This window comes from Streptomyces venetus, from assembly GCF_039540295.1.
Lineage (GTDB): Bacteria > Actinomycetota > Actinomycetes > Streptomycetales > Streptomycetaceae > Streptomyces > Streptomyces venetus.
Genome location: NZ_BAABET010000002.1, coordinates 485,173 through 506,620, shown reverse-complemented (window position 1 = coordinate 506,620; position 21,448 = coordinate 485,173). Strand labels below are relative to the sequence as shown.

17 protein-coding genes are annotated in these 21,448 nt (G+C 70.7%); 11 read left to right on the top strand and 6 right to left on the bottom strand.

The features are described 5' to 3' along the window. Nucleotides 1-5 precede the first annotated feature (5 nt). Together ABEA82_RS07185 and ABEA82_RS07180 are read right to left on the bottom strand one after the other, a co-directional pair. Nucleotides 6-509 (bottom strand): sigma factor-like helix-turn-helix DNA-binding protein, encoded by a 504-nt coding sequence (locus ABEA82_RS07185; RefSeq protein ID WP_345660532.1) that lies wholly within the window; start codon nt 507-509, stop codon nt 6-8. 269 nt (nt 510-778) lie between these two features. Further along, a complete protein-coding gene (locus tag ABEA82_RS07180; RefSeq protein WP_345660991.1) occupies nt 779-1,285 on the bottom strand; it encodes a MarR family winged helix-turn-helix transcriptional regulator in 507 nt (168 codons plus the stop codon). 163 nt (nt 1,286-1,448) lie between these two features. On the opposite strand from ABEA82_RS07180, the gene ilvA reads away from it, so the two are divergent. The 3 genes from ilvA (at nt 1,449) to ABEA82_RS07165 (ending at nt 4,659) form a co-directional block, all read left to right on the top strand. Then, a complete protein-coding gene (ilvA, locus tag ABEA82_RS07175) occupies nt 1,449-2,678 on the top strand; it encodes a threonine ammonia-lyase (protein WP_345660531.1) in 1,230 nt (409 codons plus the stop codon). Nucleotides 2,679-2,827: 149 nt separating this feature from the next. Further along, the gene (locus ABEA82_RS07170; RefSeq protein ID WP_345660530.1) at nt 2,828-3,805 is read left to right on the top strand and encodes an ATP-binding cassette domain-containing protein; all 978 of its coding nucleotides are present in this window, start codon (nt 2,828-2,830) and stop codon (nt 3,803-3,805) included. Beyond that, complete coding sequence (locus tag ABEA82_RS07165; RefSeq protein WP_345660529.1) at nt 3,802-4,659, top strand: ABC transporter permease; 858 nt, start codon at nt 3,802-3,804, stop codon at nt 4,657-4,659. Before ABEA82_RS07170 ends, ABEA82_RS07165 begins: the two co-directional genes overlap by 4 nt. A 56-nt stretch (nt 4,660-4,715) precedes the next feature. On the opposite strand, the gene greA is transcribed toward ABEA82_RS07165, so the two are convergent. Then, a complete protein-coding gene (gene greA / locus ABEA82_RS07160) occupies nt 4,716-5,213 on the bottom strand; it encodes a transcription elongation factor GreA (protein ID WP_345660528.1) in 498 nt (165 codons plus the stop codon). Nucleotides 5,214-5,389: 176 nt separating this feature from the next. Further along, the gene (locus ABEA82_RS07155) at nt 5,390-5,788 is read right to left on the bottom strand and encodes a DUF4307 domain-containing protein (RefSeq protein WP_345660527.1); all 399 of its coding nucleotides are present in this window, start codon (nt 5,786-5,788) and stop codon (nt 5,390-5,392) included. 168 nt (nt 5,789-5,956) lie between these two features. Between ABEA82_RS07155 and mca the strand changes: the two genes are divergently transcribed. Next, nucleotides 5,957-6,817, top strand: a complete 861-nt coding sequence (gene mca, locus ABEA82_RS07150; RefSeq protein ID WP_345660990.1) for a mycothiol conjugate amidase Mca — start codon at nt 5,957-5,959, stop codon at nt 6,815-6,817. Further along, nucleotides 6,810-7,088 carry a hypothetical protein gene (locus tag ABEA82_RS07145; RefSeq protein WP_345660526.1) on the top strand — a complete coding sequence of 93 codons (279 nt, stop codon included), beginning with the start codon at nt 6,810-6,812 and terminating at the stop codon, nt 7,086-7,088. Before mca ends, ABEA82_RS07145 begins: the two co-directional genes overlap by 8 nt. Nucleotides 7,089-7,160: 72 nt before the next feature. Here the strand turns inward: ABEA82_RS07145 and ABEA82_RS07140 are convergent, their stop codons facing one another. Beyond that, on the bottom strand, nt 7,161-10,358 hold the full coding sequence (locus tag ABEA82_RS07140; RefSeq protein ID WP_345660525.1) for a tetratricopeptide repeat protein: 3,198 nt from the start codon (nt 10,356-10,358) through the stop codon (nt 7,161-7,163). A 183-nt stretch (nt 10,359-10,541) separates the two neighbouring features. Here ABEA82_RS07140 and ABEA82_RS07135 point away from each other — a divergent pair, with 183 nt between their 5' ends. The 6 genes from ABEA82_RS07135 to ABEA82_RS07110 all read left to right on the top strand — a co-directional run bounded on the left by ABEA82_RS07135 (nt 10,542) and on the right by ABEA82_RS07110 (nt 20,589). Further along, nucleotides 10,542-11,876, top strand: a complete 1,335-nt coding sequence (locus tag ABEA82_RS07135; protein ID WP_345660524.1) for a recombinase family protein — start codon at nt 10,542-10,544, stop codon at nt 11,874-11,876. A 14-nt stretch (nt 11,877-11,890) separates the two neighbouring features. Then, nucleotides 11,891-13,924 (top strand): thioredoxin domain-containing protein, encoded by a 2,034-nt coding sequence (locus tag ABEA82_RS07130; protein ID WP_345660523.1) that lies wholly within the window; start codon nt 11,891-11,893, stop codon nt 13,922-13,924. A gap of 146 nt (nt 13,925-14,070) precedes the next feature. Next, the gene (locus tag ABEA82_RS07125) at nt 14,071-15,351 is read left to right on the top strand and encodes a glycosyltransferase (protein ID WP_345660522.1); all 1,281 of its coding nucleotides are present in this window, start codon (nt 14,071-14,073) and stop codon (nt 15,349-15,351) included. Further along, on the top strand, nt 15,348-16,997 hold the full coding sequence (locus ABEA82_RS07120) for an ArnT family glycosyltransferase (protein ID WP_345660520.1): 1,650 nt from the start codon (nt 15,348-15,350) through the stop codon (nt 16,995-16,997). Before ABEA82_RS07125 ends, ABEA82_RS07120 begins: the two co-directional genes overlap by 4 nt. Continuing rightward, a complete protein-coding gene (locus ABEA82_RS07115) occupies nt 16,994-18,187 on the top strand; it encodes a glycosyltransferase (RefSeq protein ID WP_345660519.1) in 1,194 nt (397 codons plus the stop codon). Before ABEA82_RS07120 ends, ABEA82_RS07115 begins: the two co-directional genes overlap by 4 nt. Beyond that, nucleotides 18,184-20,589: a galactose oxidase early set domain-containing protein gene (locus ABEA82_RS07110; RefSeq protein ID WP_345660518.1), complete on the top strand. Its 2,406-nt coding sequence runs from the start codon at nt 18,184-18,186 to the stop codon at nt 20,587-20,589. The genes ABEA82_RS07115 and ABEA82_RS07110 overlap by 4 nt, the downstream gene beginning before the upstream one ends. A gap of 117 nt (nt 20,590-20,706) precedes the next feature. Here the strand turns inward: ABEA82_RS07110 and ABEA82_RS07105 are convergent, their stop codons facing one another. Then, nucleotides 20,707-21,438, bottom strand: coding sequence for a Mut7-C RNAse domain-containing protein (locus ABEA82_RS07105; RefSeq protein ID WP_345660517.1), 732 nt, complete (start codon nt 21,436-21,438; stop codon nt 20,707-20,709). Nucleotides 21,439-21,448 lie beyond the last annotated feature (10 nt).

The window sequence follows — 21,448 nt, the reverse complement described above, 5'->3', positions numbered from 1 at the left end:
ACAGCTCATGACGGCACCGCCTTCGCGGCCGGCACGGCGGCCCCGGGGTTCCGTGACCGGCGCAGCAGGGTCGCCGTCGCCCGGTGGCAGATGGCCCGGACGCGCTCCGTCGACAGGCCCAGCAGCGCGGCCGTCTGCTCCTCGCCGACGCCTTCGTAGAGCCTGAGCACGAGGATCAGCCGCTCCTGCGGGGTGAGCGGGGCCAGCGGGCTCGCGGGGTGCGGACGGGAGCGGCCGAATCCGCCGTACTGGTGCCACGCGCCGTGCTCGAAGCGGGTCGCCAGGTACTGGCGGGTGCGGTCGTAGGGATCCTCGCCGCGCAGCCGGTCCCAGCACGCGTACGTGTGGGCCAGCGACAGCGTCAGCAGGCGCCGGGCGCGCGGGTTGTCGTCCGGTGCCTCGGCGGTGAGCAGTGTGGCGGCGTGCAGCAGCCGCCCGGCCGCGCCCGCGACGAACGCCTCGAACTCGCGGGCCCGACGGGTTGCCTGGGACGCATGCCGCTGTCGCACCGCGCCTCCCGCCTGCCGGCGACCCTGAGGATGCGGGGCCCGGCCGGGCACGGACGCGACGCCCGTGTACGACGGGTCCCCGGTCTCATATCAGGCCAGGGGCGGCCCCGTGGTCAAGAGCCGCGCACCGGGTCGGGGCGGCGGACCGGCGGCGTACGGCCCCCGGAACGGCGAGGAACAGGCCCTCGGCCCTCAGTACCGGCTTCTGGCCCTCAGAATGGGCTACCGGCCCCCACAAGCCGGCCCTCGGCGCATGACGGCCCCCGTCCTCAGGACTGCGACTGCGCCTCCGGCCCCGGTACCCCCGGTACCGCCATCCGGGCGGACAGCGCGCTGTTGAAGCGCGTGAGGAGCGAGCAGAACGCCTCGCGCTCCTCCGGCTCCCAGTCGTGGGTCAGTTCGGCCATCAACTGCCGTCGGGAGGAGCGCACTTCCTCCAGTCGCGCCTGCCCGCGCGGGGAGAGCTGGAGCACCACGGCCCGCCCGTCCTCGGGGTGCGAGGTGCGCTTGACCAGGCCGGTGTCGACGAGCGGAGCCACCTGCCGGGTGACCGTCGACGAGTCGATGCCCATGCTCGCGGCGAGCGCCTTGACGCCCATCGGGCCTTCCTTGTCGAGCCGGTTGAGCAGCAGGTACGCGGCGCGGTCCATGGAGTTGCGCACCTGCCCGACTCCGCCGAGCCGGGTCTGTTCGGCACGACGGGCGAACAGCGCCACCTCGTGCTGCAGCGTGTCGAGAAGACCGGTGTCACCGACGGTCGTCATGTCCATCGACATTTCAGGTGTTGTGGGCATGGCCGGGGGCTCACTTCGTGGAGGGCTGGCAGATTGGGGGACAGGGTACGCGGCCGGAAGGCGGGCCGTACCGGCGCTGCGCAAAGCGGGTCTCGGAGGTTGGTCACAACAGTCGTTCCCACCCGTGAACTGCGATGCTGGAGTCATGAGCTACAGCACGGCTGACTCCTTGCGACCCGTCACCCTCGACGACGTGCGCGGAGCGCAGAAGATGCTCTCGGGTGTGGCGCGGGTGACCGCGCTGGAAAGCAGCAGGTACCTGTCCCAGGCGGTCGGCGCGCCGGTGCACCTCAAGTGCGAGAACCTCCAGCGGACCGGTTCGTTCAAGCTGCGCGGCGCGTACGTCCGGATCGCGGGTCTGCTGCCCGAGGAGCGTGCCGCCGGTGTCGTCGCCGCGAGCGCCGGCAACCACGCGCAGGGCGTCGCCCTGGCCTCGGCGCTGCTCGGCGTGCGCTCCACGGTGTTCATGCCGAAGGGTGCCCCGCTGCCCAAGGTCAGCGCCACCCGGGACTACGGGGCCGAGGTGCGGCTGCACGGCCAGGTCGTCGACGAGACGCTGGCCGCGGCACAGGAGTACGCCGCCGAGACGGGCGCGGTGTTCATCCACCCGTTCGACCACCCCGACATCATCGCCGGTCAGGGCACGGTGGGCCTGGAGATCCTGGAGCAGTGCCCCGAGGTGCGCACGGTCGTCGTCGGTATCGGCGGGGGCGGGCTGGCCGCCGGGATCGCCGTCGCGGTGAAGGCCCTGCGTCCGGACGTGCGGATCGTGGGCGTGCAGGCGGAGGGCGCGGCGGCGTACCCGCCCTCGCTGGCGGAGGGCCGGCCGGTCACGGTCGAGAACCCGGCGACGATGGCCGACGGCATCAAGGTCGGGCGGCCGGGCGACGTGCCGTTCGGGATCGTCGGCGAGCTGGTCGACGAGGTGCGCACGGTCAGTGAGGACGAGCTGTCCGCCGCGCTGCTGCTCTGCCTGGAGAGGGCCAAGCTGGTCGTGGAGCCGGCCGGGGCGAGCCCGGTCGCGGCGCTGCTCAGCGAGCCCGGCACCATCGAGGGGCCGGTCGTCGCCGTGCTGTCCGGCGGCAACGTCGACCCGGTGCTGATGCAACGGGTGTTGCGGCACGGCATGGCCGCACAGGGCCGCTATCTGGCCGTCCGGCTGCGGTTGACGGACCGTCCGGGAGCTCTCGCCACACTTCTGGGTGCGTTGTCAGTGGTTGACGCTAACGTCCTCGATGTGAGTCATGTGCGAACCGACCCTCGGCTCGGACTCACGGAGGCGGAGGTCGAGCTGCACCTGGAGACGAAGGGCCCGGCGCACTGCGCCGAGGTGGGTCAGGCGCTGCGCGAGGCGGGCTACACGGTCATGGGCTGAGCCGGCGCACGAGCCGGTCAAGATCCCTTCTTCTCCCCGGAAACGACACACGGAAAAATCGATTGTGAGACGCGATACATCGCGTTATGGTGTGTTGGTGTGATGCGCCACTCACCTGTCCGGCGATCCCCGAAGACGTGGAGACTCATATGCCTGGCGCCATCTATGCCGAAGGTCTGGTCAAGACCTTCGGTGACGTAAAGGCCTTGGACGGCGTCGACCTCGACGTGCCCGAGGGCACGGTCCTCGGCCTGCTCGGGCCGAACGGCGCGGGCAAGACGACCACCGTCCGCTGCCTGACCACCCTGCTGCGGCCCGACAGCGGGCGTGCGGTCGTCGCGGGCATAGACGTGCTGAAGCAGCCCGACGCCGTCCGCCGTTCCATCGGCCTGTCCGGCCAGTTCGCGGCCGTCGACGAGTACCTGACCGGCCGCGAGAACCTCCAGATGGTCGGGCAGCTCTACCAGATGAGGGCGAAGGCGGCGAAGGAGCGCGCGGCCGAGCTGCTGGAGCAGTTCCACCTCGCGGACGCCGCCGACCGGCCCACCAAGACCTACTCCGGAGGCATGCGCCGCCGGCTCGACCTCGCCGCGGCCCTCGTCGTCTCGCCGCCCGTGATGTTCATGGACGAGCCGACGACCGGCCTCGACCCGCGCAACCGCCAGCAGTTGTGGGAGGTCATCAAGCAGCTCGTCTCCGGCGGTACGACGCTGCTGCTGACCACGCAGTACCTGGAGGAGGCCGACCACCTCGCGCACGACATCGCGGTGGTCGACCACGGCCGGGTCATCGCCCAGGGCACCTCCGACCAGCTCAAGGCCCGCACCGGCGGCGAGCGCGTCGAGGTCGTGGTGCACGAGCGCGAGCACATCCGGGCCGCCGCCGAGGTCCTCGCCGGCTTCGGCAAGGGCGACACCACGGTCGAGGAGCACATGCGCAAGCTCACCGCGCCCGTGACCGGCGGCGCCAAACTCCTCGCCGAAGTCATCCGGGAACTGGACACGCGGGGCATCGAGATCGACGACATCGGCCTGCGCCGGCCGACCCTCGACGACGTCTTCCTGTCCCTCACGGGCCACGTGGCCGAGGTGAAGAACGAGGAGAACGACAAGGAGGCCGCGAAGTGAGCGCCGTCACCGACACCGTGCGGGTCGCGCCGGCCGCGAACCCGGTGAGCCAGTCGATCCGCGACTCGATGGTCGTCGCCAAGCGGAACCTGATCCGCATGTCCCGGATCCCCGAGATGATCATCTACGGGCTGATCCAGCCGATCATGTTCGTGGTGCTGTTCACCTACGTCTTCGGCGGCTCCATGCAGATCGGCAGCAGCACCAGTGCCGTCGACTACAAGAACTTCCTGATGGCGGGCATCTTCGCGCAGACCGTCACGTTCGCGACCGCGAGTTCCGGCGCCGGCATCGCCGACGACATGCACAAGGGACTCATCGACCGCTTCCGCTCCCTGCCCATGGCCCGCGGCGCGGTGCTCACCGGGCGCACCCTCGCCGACTCCGTGCAGACGGCCCTCACCCTGGTCGTCCTCGCGGTGGTCGCCCTCCTGGTCGGCTGGCGCGTCGGGTCGGACGGCAGCACCAACGCCGCCAAGGTCCTCGCGGCCTTCGGGCTGCTGCTCCTGCTCGGTTACGCGTTCACCTGGATCGGCGCCCTGATCGGCATGTCCGTCCGGACCCCCGAGGCCGCCACCTCCAGCGGGCTGATCTGGCTCTTCCCGGTCACCTTCATCTCGAACGCGTTCGTGGACACCAGCCACATGACCCCGTGGCTGCGCCACATCGCCGAGTGGAACCCCTTCAGCGCCACGGTCCAGGCCTGCCGTGTGCTGTTCGCCAACCCGGGCCAGTCACCGTCCGACGCCTGGCCCATGCAGCACCCCGTCTGGGCCTCGCTGATCTACTCGATCCTGATCCTGGTCGTCTTCCGGACGCTGGCGGTGCGCAAGTACCGCTCCGCGACGGCATGACAAAAACCCCGGCGCCCGAAGGACGCCGGGGGCACGTCAAGCTTCTTCGTGGCCGGTCAGCCCTCGTACGGCTCGGCCTTCAGGATCTTCACCGAGGCCTTCTTGCCGTTCGGCAGCTCGTACTGCGCGTCCTCGCCGACCTTGTGGCCGATCACGCCGGCACCCAGCGGGGACTGCGGGGAGTACGTCTCGATGTCGGCACTCGCGTACTCGCGGGAGGCGAGCAGGAACGTCAGCGTGTCGTCCTCGTCACCGTCGAACGCGATCGTGACGACCATGCCGGGCGCCACCGCACCGTCCGCCGCGGGCGCTTCACCGACCTTGGCGCTCTCGAGGAGCTGGGTGAGCTGGCGCACACGCAGTTCCTGCTTGCCCTGCTCCTCCTTGGCCGCGTGGTACCCGCCGTTCTCACGCAGGTCGCCCTCCTCGCGCGCGGCAGCGATCTTCGCGGAGATCTCCGCCCGCGCGGGACCAGTAAGGTACTCAAGCTCAGCCTTGAGCTTGTTGTACGCCTCCTGGGTCAGCCAGGTGACGTTCTCGCTGGTCTGGGTCACAGGTGCTCCTCGTAGGTACTGGGAATACAAAGCATCGCCCTACCCAGAAGAATGTTCCTTCACGGATGGGCGAAACCACGAGCCTAACAATTCAGGGGCGCAAGGGGGAGGACATAAGCCACCAGATTACTCTCAGCGCAGGTCAGGCCCTACGTATTCCAGGTGGCCGGTTGTCGTCAGTCGGCGTGGCAGCCCAGCAACTCGGCCGTCGTCCCCGGAGAGGTCGTACGCAGCGTGACGACCTTGTCGATGCGGGTGGCGTCCCCGTCGAAGTGGAAGTCGCCCCGCCCCACGACCTGGCCGCTCTCGGCCTGCGAACGCACGGTGCAGTAACCGTCGGCACCGGCGTCCTTGTGCACCTCAAGATGAACCTGCACGGACTTCTCGCCGAGCTCGAAGCTGATCACCTCGGCGCTGATCTCGTTCTGGCCGACGTAGTGATAGCCGAACCAGCCGACGAGCCCCAGCAGCGCCGCCCCGAGCACGGCACCGATGACCTTGAGCTTGCGGTCCGCGCGCTCGTCCGAGGTACGGCCGTAGCGCCCCTCGGGCAGTCGCGTACTCGCCGTGCTCATGATCGTCCTCCAGACAGGGCCGGGACGAAGGCCCCGGAAGGGGCTCCAGGACCCGGTCCCGGAATTATTCGCCCGCCGATTCGGTCACTATAGAAGCCGCAGATTGCGCCGACGCACACAGGGCGCCGACTTACTGAGGATTGAGTCTTGACTGACCAGTTGCGACTGATGGCCGTCCACGCCCACCCCGACGACGAGTCGAGCAAGGGCGCGGCGACCATGGCGAAGTACGTGTCCGAGGGGGTGGACGTGCTGGTCGTGACCTGCACGGGCGGGGAGCGCGGCTCCATCCTCAATCCGAAGCTCCAGGGGGACACGTACATCGAGGAGCACATCCACGAGGTACGCAAGAAGGAGATGGACGAGGCCCGGGAGATCCTGGGCGTCAAGCAGGAATGGCTCGGCTTCGTCGACTCGGGCCTGCCCGAGGGCGACCCGCTGCCGCCGCTGCCGGAGGGCTGCTTCGCCCTGGAGGACGTCGACCACGCGGCCGGCGAGCTGGTGCGGAAGATCCGCGCCTTCCGTCCCCAGGTGATCACCACCTACGACGAGAACGGCGGCTACCCGCACCCCGACCACATCATGACCCACAAGATCTCGATGGTGGCGTTCGAGGGCGCGGCGGACACCGAGAAGTACCCGGAGGCGGAGTACGGCCCCGCGTACCAGCCGCAGAAGCTGTACTACAACCAGGGCTTCAACCGCCCCCGCACCGAGGCGCTGCACCAGGCGCTGCTGGACCGGGGCATGGAGTCGCCCTACGGGGAGTGGCTCAAGCGCTGGGACGAGTTCGGCCGCAACGAGCGCACGCTCACCACGCACGTCCCCTGCGCCGACTACTTCGAGATCCGTGACAAGGCGCTGATCGCGCACGCCACGCAGATCGACCCGGACGGGGGCTGGTTCCGGGTGCCCATGGAGATCCAGAAGGAGGTCTGGCCGACGGAGGAGTACGAGCTGGCGAAGTCCCTCGTCGATACCTCCCTCCCCGAGGACGACCTCTTTGCGGGCATCCGCGACAATGCCTGACATGAGCGCAAGCGCAAGCCTGGCAATGACGCATCTCGTCTCCTTCGCCAAGGAGGTCGACGAGGACAAGGTCACCCCCGGCGTCCTCGGCTTCATCGTCTTCGCGGCGATGGCCCTGGCGGTGTGGGCCCTGATGAAGTCCATGAGCCGGCACATGAACAGGGTCGACTTCACGCAGGTCCCGGACCCCAAGGCCGAGCAGGCGGAGACGGAGCCCGCGGCCACGGAACCGGAGGCGGAAGCCTCCGGCCAGGGCAAGAAGCAAGGCTGACGCCCCCTCCCGGGGGCGGTACCCGTCAGCGGCCGCCCGCCGCCGACGGGTACCACGCGCACCCCGCGCGCCCTACGCCTTCGACCCCACCGCCACCCCCATGACCTCCCGCGCATGCCTGCTCGGCGTCATCCCGAGCTCCCAGGCCTGCCAGCCGGCCTCCAGACTCACTCCCCGTTCCAGCAGCAGCGCCCAGGCGTCCGCGTACTCGTCGAGCTTCTCGTCGCGCAGCGGATGAGCCGCCCGGGACAGCTGGGCCAGCTCCTCCTGGGCCACCGCCGTGCCGACCTCCGCGCCGCCGGGCGCCGCGTACGGCAGCAGCGTGCAGCGCAGGAAACGGGCCCAGTCCTCGCCCCGGCGGTCGCCGTACGAGGTGAAGAGGTCCACCGCCTCGTCGCACAGGGCCAGCGCCTGCTGGGTGCGGGCGTTGCCCGCGTCCACCACCGCCAGCTCCAGACAGGTCCAGGCCTCGCCGTGGGCGACACCGATGCGCTGGAAGTCGGCCCGGGCATCCACCAGGAGCTGCCGGGCGAAGCCCGAGTTGCGCAGCGAACCCGTCTGGGCCGCACGCAGGTCACGGGTGGCCCGGGCCGAGTGGTGGCGGGCACAGGCCAGCCCGTACACATCGCGCATACGGGAGAACATCGTGCGGGAGCGTTCCAGCTCACGCACCGCCTGATCGAGGTTGCCCGTCTCCTCCAGCGCCTGGCCCAGGTAGTACAGCGTCCACGCCTCGCCCCGCGCGTCCTCGTTGTCGCGGTGCCGGGCGGCGGCCCCGCGCAGCTCCTCCACGGCCGGTGACGCGTCCCCGTCGACCAGCCGGGCCCGGGCCAGCTGGGTCAGGGCCCAGGCCTCGCCGCGAGCGTCGCGCGTCCGGCCGTACAGGTCCAGGGCGGCGCGCAGCTCCGACTCGGCGCGCGGGACATCGCCCATCCGCAGGCCCAGCTGGCCGAGCTGGAAGTGAGCCCACGCCTGACCGTGCACCGACTCGCCCCGCCGGTGCAGGACCAGGGACTCCGTCAGCAGCTCCAGAGCCTGAGCCACCCGGGCCCGGTCCCGCTCGACGGCCGCCAGGGCATGCATCGTCCAGGCACGGTCCGTCGCCAGCTCGGGAGAGGCCTGGAGCGCCAGGGCCTCGCGGAGCTTCGCCGACGCCTCCGTCAGGTTGCCCTGGTGGTGCAGGGTGATACCGAGGGAGCACAGGGCACGGGCCGCGCCCGCGTCGTGATGGGCCTCCCGGTACAGGTCGACGACCGAGGCGAGAGTCGTACGCGCCTTGTCCAGTTCACCGAGCTGCCGCGCCGCGATGCCGGTACGCCACTGCACCGAGCGGACCAGCAGCCCCTCGTCGACGGCCTGCGCGAGTTCGCTGATCTCGCCCAGGCGGTACAGGTCGCCACGCAGCAGGCAGTAGTCGCACAGGGCGCCCAGGAGGTTCAGCACCGCCGCCTGGTTCACACCCTCGGCGTGCCGCAGCGCCGCCGTGATGAAGCTCGACTCGTCGTCCAGCCAGCGCAGCGCCTCGTCCAGGGAGGTGAAACCGTACGGGCTGAAACGGTTCGTGCGGGTCGACATGTTGCCGTCGACCATCCGCAGCACCGAGTCGGCCAACTCGGCGTAGTTCACGATCAGCCGCTCCTGCGCCGCCGTGCGCTCGGCCGGTTCCTCCTCGTCGAGCAGCCGGGCCTGGGCGAAGGCGCGGACCAGGTCGTGCAGCCGGTAGCGGTCGCCCCGCACGTGGTCGATCAGCCCCGCGCGGGTCAGCGCCTGGAGGTGGCGCTTCGCCTCCGCCTCGTCGGTGGCCAGCAGCGCGGCGGCCGCGGCGGCCCCGAGCGAGGCCCGGCCGGCCAGGGCCAGCCTCCGCAGCAGCCGCCGTACGGTCTCCGACTGGTCGGAGTAGCGCAGCCACAGGGCGCGCTCGACCGGCTCGACCGGGCCGTACGCGCCGAGGTCCGTGGCCAGCGCCCGCGGGGAACGCGGGCCCAGGCACGACCCCACGATGCGCAGCGCCAGCGGCAGCCCGCCGCACAGCTCCCGCACCCGGTCGGCGGACTCGGCGTCGTACGGCCCGGAACGGTCCTGGGCCGCCGCGCCCAGCAGTTCCTCCGCGCCCGCCGCGTCCAGCGGCTCCACCGCCAGCTGGTGCACCCGCGCGGGCAGGTCGCCCAGATCCAGCGGGCCCCGCGCCGTCACCAGCACCAGGCTGTCGGACCGCTCCGGGACCAGGGCACGCACCTGCTCGGCGTCCGAGGCATCGTCGAGGACGACCGTGACCGGCAGGCCCGTCAGATGCTGGTGGTACAGCTCGCTCAGCCGCTTGACCTGCTGGTCGGGGGAGGAGCGCTCGCGGAACAGCAGTTGCTCGCGGGGCGCGCCGAGCCGGTTCAGCAGATGCAGCAGGGCGTTGCGGGTGGACAGCGGGGACTCGCCCGGGCCCTCGGCACGCAGGTCGACGACACAGGCACCGCGGAAGTAGTCCTTCAGACCGTGCGTGGCCTGCACCGCGAGCGTCGTACGGCCACTGCCGGGCGGGCCGTGCAGGACCACCACCGTCGGCTGCGTCTGCGTGCTCGCCCGGGCCGCCTGCACCCACTGCCGGATCTGCGCCAGCTCGGCGCGCCGCCCCGCGAACGGATCCGCGGGTTCCGGAAGCTGCCCGAAGGACTGCGACAGCACGTTGCGGCCACGTGCCGCCGCGCTCTTGTCCGCGCCCCGCAGCCGCGGCCCCGTGGCCTTCGGCCCGGTGGAGGCGGCACGCACCCGCTCCTGGTCCAGGAACGGCCGGATGCCCCGCACCTCCAGCGCCGTCAGCCACTGCAACCGCAACTGTTCCGGCCCGCCCGGCTGGCTCACGGCCCCGGCCCGCCGGTGCGCGGCGGGCAGATGCGAGCCGACCACCTTGACGACGGTCGCCGCGGCTCCCACGACCCCGACGGTCACACCCGCGCTCACCGCCGTCCCGGCACCGGTGCCGAGGGCCAGGTCGGCGACGACGGCCGCCACCGCCGCGACCCCGGCCACCAGCAACGGTGTCCCGGCGCCCTCCCGGGCATAGCGCTGCCCGAAGGTGACCTGCCCGGCCGCCGCCTCGTCCAGGGCGCGCGTATAGGCCTCGTACTCCTCGGCCGAGCTCTGCGCCAGCGCGTCGAGCGCCCCGCGCGCCCGCGCGAGCAGCACCTTCCCGTCGGTGCGCCCGCCCGTCCGGCGCACCTCTTCCTCCACGGCCCGCCCCAACAGCCGCTCGGCCTCCGCCCGATGACTGTCCCGCATGTCACGTCCCCCTCCGGCGGCAACTCCTTTGCGTACGAGTGTCCTTCGTGAAGGGCGTGAGCGCGAGGGGGCGACGATCAACGGATGCAGTCCGGTGACCTCAGGACTACTCGCTCGTTGTTGCGAGTGTCGGGCTGGCTGTCGAACGGGGGAGAAAGTGTGACCGGCCAAGTGGAGCGTGCGGTGAACGGACTGATTCCAGTCGCGTGCTACGCCCGTACGTCCGAGGACTTCCGGCAGCGGGACGGGCATGGAGTGCGCCACCAGTTGCGGATCAATGAGCGGACCGCGCACCAACACGGATGTCTGATCATCGGCGAGTACACCGACAACGGAGTCAGCGCTTCGAAGCAGGGCGCGGCGAGACCTGGATTCGATCGACTGGTCGACGAACTGACACGTGGGTACACGGCTGAGGGACAGGTGATCGGGGGAGTCGTCTGCGTCGCGGACGACCGGCTGTATCGCCGCCCGGAGGACCTTGCCCGGTTCTTCGCCGCACTCACCAGCGGGCCGGGGCGCGTGTTGGTCGACCCGCAGGGCGTGCGAGACCCGTACTCCCGCGAGGGGTTTCTGCGGGCCGTGCGGTCGCTGGAGGCCGCGATGACGGAGACGCAAGCACGGAGCCGGCGAGTGGCGGACTGGCACTGGGCCCGAGCGGTGGAGGGGGTGCCGCACAGCGGACCACGACCGTTCGGCTGGCAGGAAGACAGGATCAAGCTCCACCCGGTCGAGGCGGCCCTGGTCGGTAGAGCGGTCTCCGACCGCATCGGAGGCAAGGCTGTCCGGGCCATCGCCCGAGAGTGGTGCGAACTCGGCATCACCGGAACGAGGGGCGGCAGGCCCAACGCGCAAACCGTGACGCAGATCATGACGGCGCCCCGGGTGTGTGGCTACAGGGCCAACAAGGGCGAGTTGTTGCTCGTGCCGGAGACGGGGCAACCGGTACTGGGGCAGTGGCAGCCCATCGTGACGCCGGAGCAGTGGAAGGCGGTGTGCGAGACGTTCTCCCCGGGGAGCCTCTTCATGCACCGAGGCAGCGGCGCTCCGCGGCTCACCGGCAGAACCATGGCTCCCAGCCGTCTCGCCAGCGGCGTTCTGCGCTGTGGCGCGCAGCGCCCCGACGGACCGCTCTGCGGAGGCGCGTTGTGCGTGCAGAAGGGCGGAAGCCGAAGGAGCCCGTACGTCTACGCCTGCCGTTCTTGCAGGCGGTGCAGCATCAGCGGACCTTTGGCCGACGAAGCCCTCGAACGTCTGCTGTTCCACGAAGCACCGCCGCACGTGCGGCCCTCGGAAGCCGTGTACCGACGCTGGCAGGCCGGCACGGCGGGCCTGGCCGAGAAGCGAGAAACGGTGGCCTCCGTCGTCACCCACTGTGTGGTGCGCCCCGGTGTCAAAGGGGACCCCACCTGGGACCACTCCCGCGTCGAGCCGGTGTGGCGCAGCGCGGGAGCCGGTGGTCCCGAGAAGGGCGGTGGGAGCCGGGGGGCGCGTTCCGAGGCCCGGTGCCCACTGTGAGGCAGGATGGGAGTATGCCGAACCGACTGGCGCACGAAACGTCCCCCTACCTCCTTCAGCACGCCGACAACCCCGTCGACTGGTGGCCCTGGTCGGGAGGTGCTTTCGAGGAGGCGCGTCGGCGAGGCGTTCCGGTGCACCTGAGCGTCGGCTATTCGAGCTGCCACTGGTGCCACGTCCTTGCGAAGGAGAGCTTCGAGGACGAGGTGACGGCCGCCTATATGAACGAGCACTTCGTCAACATCAAGGTCGACCGCGAAGAGCGCCCCGACGTCGACGCCGTCTACATGGAGGCCGTGCAGGCGGCGACCGGGCACGGTGGGTGGCCGATGACCGTCTTTCTCACCCCGGAGGCCGAGCCGTTCTACTTCGGCACGTACTTCCCGCCCGCCCCCCGGCAGGGCATGCCCTCCTTCCGGCAGGTTCTCCAAGGCGTGCGGCAGGCGTGGGAGGAGCGGCGGGACGAGGTGACCGAGGTCGCCGGGAAGATCGTCCGGGATCTGGCCGGGCGGGAGATCTCCTACGGCGACGACCAGGCCCCCGGCGAGCAGGAGCTCGCGCAGGCGCTGCTCGCGCTCACCCGCGAGTACGACCCGCAGCGCGGCGGATTCGGCGGGGCGCCGAAGTTCCCGCCGTCCATGGCGCTGGAGTTCCTGCTGCGCCACCACGCCCGCACCGGCGCCGAGGGCGCCTTGCAGATGGCGCGGGACACCTGCGAGCGCATGGCCCGGGGCGGTATCTACGATCAGCTCGGCGGCGGCTTCGCCCGCTACTCCGTCGACCGTGACTGGATCGTGCCGCACTTCGAGAAGATGCTGTACGACAACGCCCTGCTGTGCCGTGTCTACGCCCACCTCTGGCGTGCCACGGGCAGCGAGCTCGCCCGTCGGGTCGCCCTGGAGACGGCGGACTTCATGGTGCGCGAGCTGCGCACCGCGGAGGGCGGGTTCGCCTCCGCGCTGGACGCCGACAGCGACGACGGGACCGGCAAGCACGTCGAGGGCGCGTACTACGTGTGGACGCCCGGGCAGTTGCGTGAGGCGCTCGGCGAGCAGGACGCGGAGCTCGCCGCGCGGTACTTCGGCGTGACCGAGGAGGGCACCTTCGAGCACGGCCAGTCGGTGCTGCAACTTCCGCAGCAGGACGGTCTGTTCGACGCCGAGAAGGTCGCCTCCGTCCGGGAGCGGCTGCTCGCGAAGCGGGCGGAGCGGCCCGCGCCCGGCCGGGACGACAAGGTCGTCGCCGCGTGGAACGGCCTCGCGATCGCCGCGCTGGCCGAGACCGGCGCCTACTTCGACCGGCCCGACCTCGTCGAGGCCGCCGTCGCCGCCGGCGACCTCCTGGTCCGGCTGCACCTGGACGAGCAGGCCCGGCTCACCCGGACCAGCAAGGACGGCCATGCCGGCGCCAACGCGGGCGTGCTGGAGGACTACGCCGACGTGGCCGAGGGCTTTCTCGCGCTCGCGTCCGTCACCGGTGAGGGCGTCTGGCTGGAGTTCGCCGGGTTCCTCCTCGACCACGTCCTGGTGCGCTTCACCGACGCGGAGTCGGGCGCCCTGTTCGACACGGCCGCCGACGCCGAGCGGCTCATCCGCCGTCCGCAGGACCCGACGGACAACGCCGCCCCGTCCGGCTGGACCGCGGCGGCGAACGCCCTGCTGGGCTATGCCGCGCACACCGGCTCCGAGCCCCACCGCACCGCCGCCTGGAAGGCCCTCGGCGTCGTCAAGGCGCTCGGGCCGCGCGTGCCTCGGTTCATCGGCTGGGGGCTCGCCGCCGCGGAGGCGGCGCTGGACGGGCCGCGTGAGGTCGCGATCGTGGGGCCGTCCCTCGATCACGAGGGCACAAGGGCCCTGCACCGCACGGCACTTCTCGGTACCGCGCCCGGTGCGGTCGTCGCCGTCGGCTCCCTAGGGAGCGAGGAGTTCCCGCTGCTCGCGGACCGTCCGCTGGTCGGCGGTGAACCAACCGCGTATGTCTGCCGTAACTTCACATGTGACGCGCCGACAACGGAAGTTGACCGGTTGCGTGCGGTGCTGAGCGACTGAAGTCGGGAATCAAGGGAAACACGCTCTTTATCTGAACAGCCCCCGGGCTTCACAGTTCCCCCCTAATCTCTGCACGGTGACGTGACGGACGGGGCCGCACCGGCACACCGTCACGCCTGGGGGTTCTGGGATCTGGGGGGATCTGTTTGCTGACGTCTGTTTTCATCGCCGTCGTTTCGCTGGCCCTGTTCTGGATGGCGGCCTTCACTTTGTGGTGGCAGATGCACGCCTGGCGTACGCCGGAAGTGCTCGCCTCCACGCGGTTCAGCAGTCCGGACGGGGACGAGCACGTCTCCTTCTCGCTGCTGCTGCCCGCCCGGCACGAACAGGCGGTGCTGGACCACACGATCCAGCGGCTGCTGGAGTCGAGCCACACCGACTTCGAGATCATCGTGATCGTCGGGCACGACGACCCGGAGACCACCGCAGTGGCCGAGAAGGCCGCAGCGGGTGACCGGCGGGTCCGTGTCGTCGTCGACACACACGCGAAGAAGAACAAGCCGAAGGCCATGAACACGGCCCTGCCGCACTGCCGCGGCGACGTCGTCGGCGTCTTCGACGCGGAGGACCAGGTCCACCCCGAGCTCCTCGCGCACGTCGACCACGCCTTCCGCACCACCGGCGCGGACGTCGTCCAGGGCGGGGTGCAGCTGATCAACTTCCACTCCAGCTGGTACAGCCTGCGCAACTGCCTGGAGTACTTCTTCTGGTTCCGCTCACGGCTCCACCTGCACGCGCAGAAAGGTTTCATTCCGCTCGGCGGCAACACCGTCTTCGTCCGCACGGACGTCCTGCGGGAAGCCGAAGGCTGGGACCCGAACTGCCTCGCCGAGGACTGCGACCTGGGCGTACGCCTCTCCAGCGTCGGCAAGAAGGTCGTCGTCGCCTACGACTCCGACATGGTCACCCGGGAGGAGACCCCGGGCTCGCTGATGTCCCTGCTGAAGCAGCGCACCCGCTGGAACCAGGGGTTCCTCCAGGTGTACCGGAAGAAGGACTGGAAGCAACTGCCCACCCTCGGGCAGCGCCTCCTCGCCCGCTACACCCTGATGACGCCGTTCATGCAGGCCTTCACCGGCCTGATCATCCCGCTGAACGTGGCGATCGCGCTCTTCCTGGACGTGCCCGTCGGCATCGCCTTCATCACCTTCCTGCCGGCCGTCACCGCCCTGGTCACCTTCGTCTTCGAGATCGTCGGACTGCACGACTTCGGCCGGCAGTACGGACTGCGCGTCCGCTTCGCGCACTACCTGAAGCTGGTCCTGGGCGGCCCCTTCTACCAGGTCCTGCTCGCCGGGGCGGCCGTACGGGCCGTGTGGCGCGAGCAGCGCGGCCGTAACGACTGGGAGCTGACGACGCATGTCGGCGCGCATCTCGACGAGGCCCGGCAGGGCGTTCCCGTGACCCGAGAGGACGTTCCCGCGTGACCTCCACCCTCCCCGCGGCGACCACCCCGAAGGTCCCCGCGCAGCCGCAGCCCGCGCCCCAAACCGGTGCGCACCGGAGACCGGAGCCGCCGAGCCGGCTGCGCTCCTCCCGCCCCGACCTGGTCCTGTGCGGTGTCCTCCTCGTGGCGATCCTCGTCGTGCAGGGCTGGAACATCGCCGACTACCCGGCCCTCAGCGACGACGAGGGCACCTACCTCGCCCAGGCCTGGTCCGTCCAGCAGGGTGACGGACTCGCCCACTACACCTACTGGTACGACCATCCGCCCCTCGGCTGGCTCCAGATCGCCCTGCTGACCTGGATCCCGGCGCTGATCAGCCCCGACTCGATGACGGTCGGCACCATGCGCGCCGCGATGCTGGTGATCAGCGGCGTGAGCGCGGTCCTGGTCTACGTGCTGGGCCGCCGCCTGGCGCTGCCCCGCTGGGCGGCCGGGCTCGGCATGGTGTTCTTCGGGCTCTCCCCGCTGGCGGTGGTCCTCCAGCGGGAGATCTTCCTCGACAACCTCGCGGTGATGTGGACGCTGCTGGCCTTCACCCTGGCCGCCTCCCCGAGCCGCCACCTCTGGCATCACTTCGGCGCGGGGATCGCGGCGGCCACGGCCGTCCTCACCAAGGAGACGATGCTCATCGTCCTGCCCGCCCTGTTCCTCACCATGTGGCGGCACTCCCACCGGGACACCCGCAAGTTCGCCCTCACCGGCGCCGTCACGGCCTGCGCCCTGATCGGGTTCTCCTACCCCCTGTTCGCCCTGCTGAAGGGCGAGTTACTGCCCGGCGCCGGGCACGTGTCGCTCTGGGACGGCGTCAAGTACCAGATGACCAGGCCCGGTTCGGGCTTCATCCTCGACCAGGGCTCCGGCTCCTGGGGCGTGCTCCAGTCATGGCTGTACTACGACAGGATCCTGCCCCTCGGCGGCCTCGCGGGCGCCCTGCTGCTGCTCGCCACCTGGCGCTGGTCGGTCACCGCCCGGGCCCTGGCCGGACCGGCCCTGGCCGTCGCGATCTTCGCCGCGCTCGCCCTGCGCCCCAACGGCTATCTGCCCGCGATGTACGTCATCCAGGCCCTGCCGTTCCTCGCGCTCGTGCTCGCCGGCGGAACCGCCTCCGTCGCGCACGCCGTGCTGAGCCGCTGGCGCTCCGAGGCGGAGAAACGGTACGTCAGTGTGGGCCGGTACGCGCTCGCCGCGGTCTTGGCACTCGCCGCCGGTGCCTATGTCGTACCCCGCTGGTACGACGGTGCCCGCACCGCCGTCACCACCGACGCCAACGCCCCTTACCAGGCCGCCTCCAAGTGGCTGGCCACCGAGGTCGAGGACCCGGAGCGGACCCGGGTGCTGGTCGACGACGCCCTCTGGCTCGACCTCGTCCACCACGGCTACCGGCCGGGGCTCGGCGTCATCTGGTTCTACAAGGCCGACCTCGACCCGGCGGTGACGAAGACGATGCCGCGCGGCTGGAAGGACCTGGACTACGTCGTCGCCTCACCGACGGTCCGGCGGGACGCGGCCGACCTGCCCAACGTCAAGGCCGCCATGGAGCACTCGGACCCGGTCGCCACCTTCGGCTCCGGCGCGGACCGCATCGAGATCCGCCAGATCAAGACCACCGCCGGAGGCACCCGATGAGCCAGGAGTCCACCGTCCCCGGCGAGGTCGTCGAGACCGCCGAGATCCCCGAACCGGGGGCCGTCACCATCGTCGTACCGACCTTCAACGAGTCCGCGAACGTACGGCAGTTGCTGCGCCAGATCACCGAGGCCGTCCCGGCCCGGCTGCCCTGCGAGGTCGTCTTCGTGGACGACTCCACCGACGACACGCCCGAGGTCATCGAGAGGGCGGCGCAGGACTGCCCGTTCCCGGTGACCGTGCTGCACCGCGAGGAGCCGGTGGGCGGGCTCGGCGGCGCGGTCGTCGAGGGCATGAAGGCCGCCACGTCGGACTGGATCGTCGTCATGGACGGCGACTGCCAGCACCCGCCGTCCCTCGTCCCCGACCTGGTCGCCACCGGCGAGCGGGCGAACGCCGGGCTGGTCGTCGCCTCCCGGTACATCAAGGGCGGCAGCCGGGCCGGACTCGCCGGCAGCTACCGCGTGTTCGTCTCGCGCGGGGCGACCTGGCTGACCAAGGCGCTCTTCCCCCGCCGGCTGAAGGGCATCAGCGACCCGATGAGCGGCTTCTTCGCGATCCGCCGCAGCGCGGTCACGGCGGAGGTACTCCAGCCGCTCGGCTACAAGATCCTCCTCGAACTCGCCGTCCGCAGCCGCCCGCGCACGGTCACCGAGGTGCCCTTCGTCTTCCAGGACCGGTTCGCCGGGGAGTCGAAGTCGACCGCGCGGGAGGGCCTGCGCTTCCTGCGCCACCTGGCCGGGCTGCGCACGGCCTCACCGGTCGCGCGCATGATCGGCTTCGGCCTGATCGGGCTCACCGGCTTCCTTCCGAACCTGGTCGGCCTGTGGGCGCTCAACGCGCTCGGCATGCACTACGTACCGGCGGAGATCCTCGCCAACCAGCTCGGCGTGGCCTGGAACTTCCTGCTCATCGAGCATCTGCTGTTCCGCGAGCGGCGCCGCCACCGCCGCTGGTGGGACCGGGCCGGGCGGTTCGCGCTGCTCGCCAACGCCGACCTGGTGCTGCGCATCCCGCTGATCGCCCTGTTCGTGCACCAGTTCCACCTGGGCGTGCTGTCCGCCACCGCGCTCGCGCTGGTGACGACGTTCGTCCTGCGCTTCGCCGGGACCGAAGCGCTGGTCTACCTGCCGCGCCGGGGACGCGAGAAGCCCGCGCGCGACAGCCGTACCGCGAGGAGAGCCGCGTGAACCTTCGTCGCAGAACGACCGCACTCCTGTCCGTGGCGGGCCTCACCTCGGGCCTGCTCCTGACCGCACCCCAGCCCGCCTCCGCCGCCAACCTCATCAGGAACCCGGGCTTCGAGACCGCCGGCCCCGGTGACATGCCGTACTGCTGGGAGAAGTCCGGCTGGGGCGACAACGACTTCACCTTCACCACCACGACCGACGCGCGCACCGGCGGCAAGGCCATGAAGGTCGAGCTGACGCGCCGCGTCGACGGTGACCGCAAGGCCCTGATCACCGAGTCCGCCGAGTGCGCGCCCGTCGTGACGCCGGGCAAGCAGTACGACCTCGGCCTCTGGTACAAGACGACCACCCCGGACGCGGCGATCACGCTGTTCCGGCACGACGCCACGGCCGGCTGGCAGTACTGGACCGACCTCAAGACGCTGGACATGGCGGGCGACTGGACCGAGGCCACGGTCCGCACACCCGAGGTCCCGGCCGGCACCGACCGCATCTCCTGGGGCGTCTCCGTCTACGGCACCGGCTCGGCGACCACCGACGACTACCGGATGGACCAGGTCCCCGACCCGGTCCAGCCGCCGAAGTGCACGGGCACGGCGGAGAGTTGCGCGAACGGGAAGTGGGACGTCCTGCCCACGCGGAACCCCGTGCGCTCCATGCACTCCGTTGTCCTCCGGGGCGGCAAGGTGCTGCTCATCGCGGGCTCCGGCAACGACGAGTCGATGTTCGAGGCGGGCACCTTCACCAGCGCCGTGTACAACCCCGCAGACGGCTCGTACAAGATCATCCCGACCCCGAAGGACATGTTCTGCGCCGGCCATGTGCAGCTCCAGGACGGGCGCGTGCTGGTGATGAGCGGCAACAAGGGCTTCCCGTCGGCGGACGGCCGCATCGGCTACCAGGGCTACAAGGACTCGTACGTCTTCGACCCGGAGACCGAGACCTACTCGAAGACCAACGACATGAACGACGGCCACTGGTACCCGTCGGCGACGATCCTCGGCAACGGTGACGTCATCTCCTTCGGCGGCCTGCGCGAGGACTCCACCGGCTCGGTCACCGCCGAACTGTTCTCCCAGGCGGAGCAGCGGTGGCAGCCGACCTGGAAGGTCAACCAGACCTGGTCCTACTGGGGCCTGTACCCGTCGATGATCCTCATGCAGGACGGCCGTCTCTTCTACTCGGGCAGCCATGTCTTCGGCGACAACATCCCCGGCACGGGCTCGGCGTTCTACGACTACGACGCCAACACGATCACCCAGGTCCCGGGCCTGCAGAGGAAGGACGAGCGCGACCAGTCGGCCAGCGTGCTGCTGCCCCCGGCGCAGGACCAGAAGGTCCTCACTCTCGGCGGCGGCAACATCGACTCCAACCCGGAGGCGAACCGCCTGACCGACATCATCGACCTCAAGCAGCCGAACCCGTCGTACGTGGCGGGACCGCCGATCCCGCAGGGCACGGTCGACCTCGGCGACGGGCCCGTCCCGCAGACCGGGAACCAGGGCAAGATGTACGTCTCCGCCGTGCTCATGCCCGACGGCAAGGTCCTGGAGACGGGCGGCGCCCTGCACAACCGCGCCAACCCGGTCTACGAGACGTCGATCTTCGACCCGGAGTCGGAGACGTTCGACCCGGTGGCCGTCGACCCCGAGGCCCGCGGCTACCACTCCTCGGCGTTCCTGCTGCCCGACGGCCGTGTGATGACCACCGGCGACAATCCGGGCAACGGCTCCTGGAACCACGACGTGTCGGTCTACAGCCCGCCCTACCTGTTCAAGGGCCCGCGTCCGAAGATCACGTCCGTCATCGACACGGAGTGGAACTACGGCGACACCCAGCGGATCACCGTGGACCGCCCCATCGCCAAGGCCGAGCTGATCCGCCCGGCCGCCGTCACGCACTCCTCCGACCCGAACCAGCGGTTCGTGGACCTGCCGCTGTCCGTCGACGGGAACAACGTCGATGTGAACGTGACGAGCAACCCCAACCTGGCCCCGCCCGGCTGGTACATGCTCTTCGCGGTCGACGCGAACGGGGTTCCCTCGGTGGCCGAGTGGGTGCACCTCCAGGGTCCGCAGGCCCTCAAGGCGACCGACGCCTCGGCCCATGTCCACGACTTCGCGGACGAGCCCACGGGCAAGGTGGTGAGGCCCGGCAAGAAGCGGACCTCGCAGAAGGTCAGCCCGACGATCTCCGGCTGCGACCGCCACTACGGCTCGATCAACGTCTGCGTGCCGACGGACTTCCCGGCGGAGGTGAAGGACACGACGGCGTCCCGCTGCGAGTGGCTGAAGACGAACGACTACGGCCGCCTGAAGGTCAACGGCAAGGACGATCCACTGGCCCTGGACCGGAACAGGGACGGGATCGCCTGCGGCAAGGGGGACCTGACCAGGCACTAGTCGACGCCCCCGTCAGGGGCGCCCCCTCAGGGGCGCGGGGCCGCATCAATTTTGCGGCTCCGCCGCGTGGGCGCGACCAGCCACGACGGCCGCGCAGTCCTCCACGACCCCCAACCATCAACGGCGCTCGGATCGAAGGGTCAGCGCCTGCTCCACGATGGCCTCCAACTGCTCGTGATGCGCACCCTTCCAGTACGCCCGCCCACACGCCCCGCACCGCGCGAACACGTCGTACGTCGCGTGCGTGCCGTGCTTCAGCTGCCCGGCGACCTCCTCCTTGGTCGCCTCGCGGAGCACCCCGTTGCAGGCGGTGCACCGCGTCCACGGCAGCAGCTCGGGCTCGAACCGGCCCAGGACGTCCCACAACTGCTCCTCAGGACGCGTGCTGTACACGAACGCCCCCGCCCACAGCTCACGCCTGCGCAGCAGCCCCCGGTCGCGGCTCAGCATGACCCGCCGCTCGGCGGCCGAACGCGCCGCGAGGGCGGGGTCGCCGATGTCGGTCGACTCGTACGCCGTGTCCACACCGAGCAGCCGCAGCCGCCGCGCCAGCGTGCCGAGGTGGACGTCGAGGAGGAACCGCAGGGGAGCGCCCGGCACCCGCTGGGGCCGGGCGACAGTCCGTACGGTCACCGACTCGCCGGCCACCGGGACGTGCGAGACGGGCACCTCGTGGCCGTCCACGAGCAGCGCGCCCACCTCGGTCAGCGGAACGCCCAGCGACTCGATGACATGGCCGAGGCTGGAGACGCCGTCGGTGGCGGCCCGTACGGTGTCCGACCGCCGGGCCCGGGGGACGAAGACGTGCAGTTCGGGTGCGAACTCGACGTGGATCTCGGGACCGTTCACCCGGTCAGGA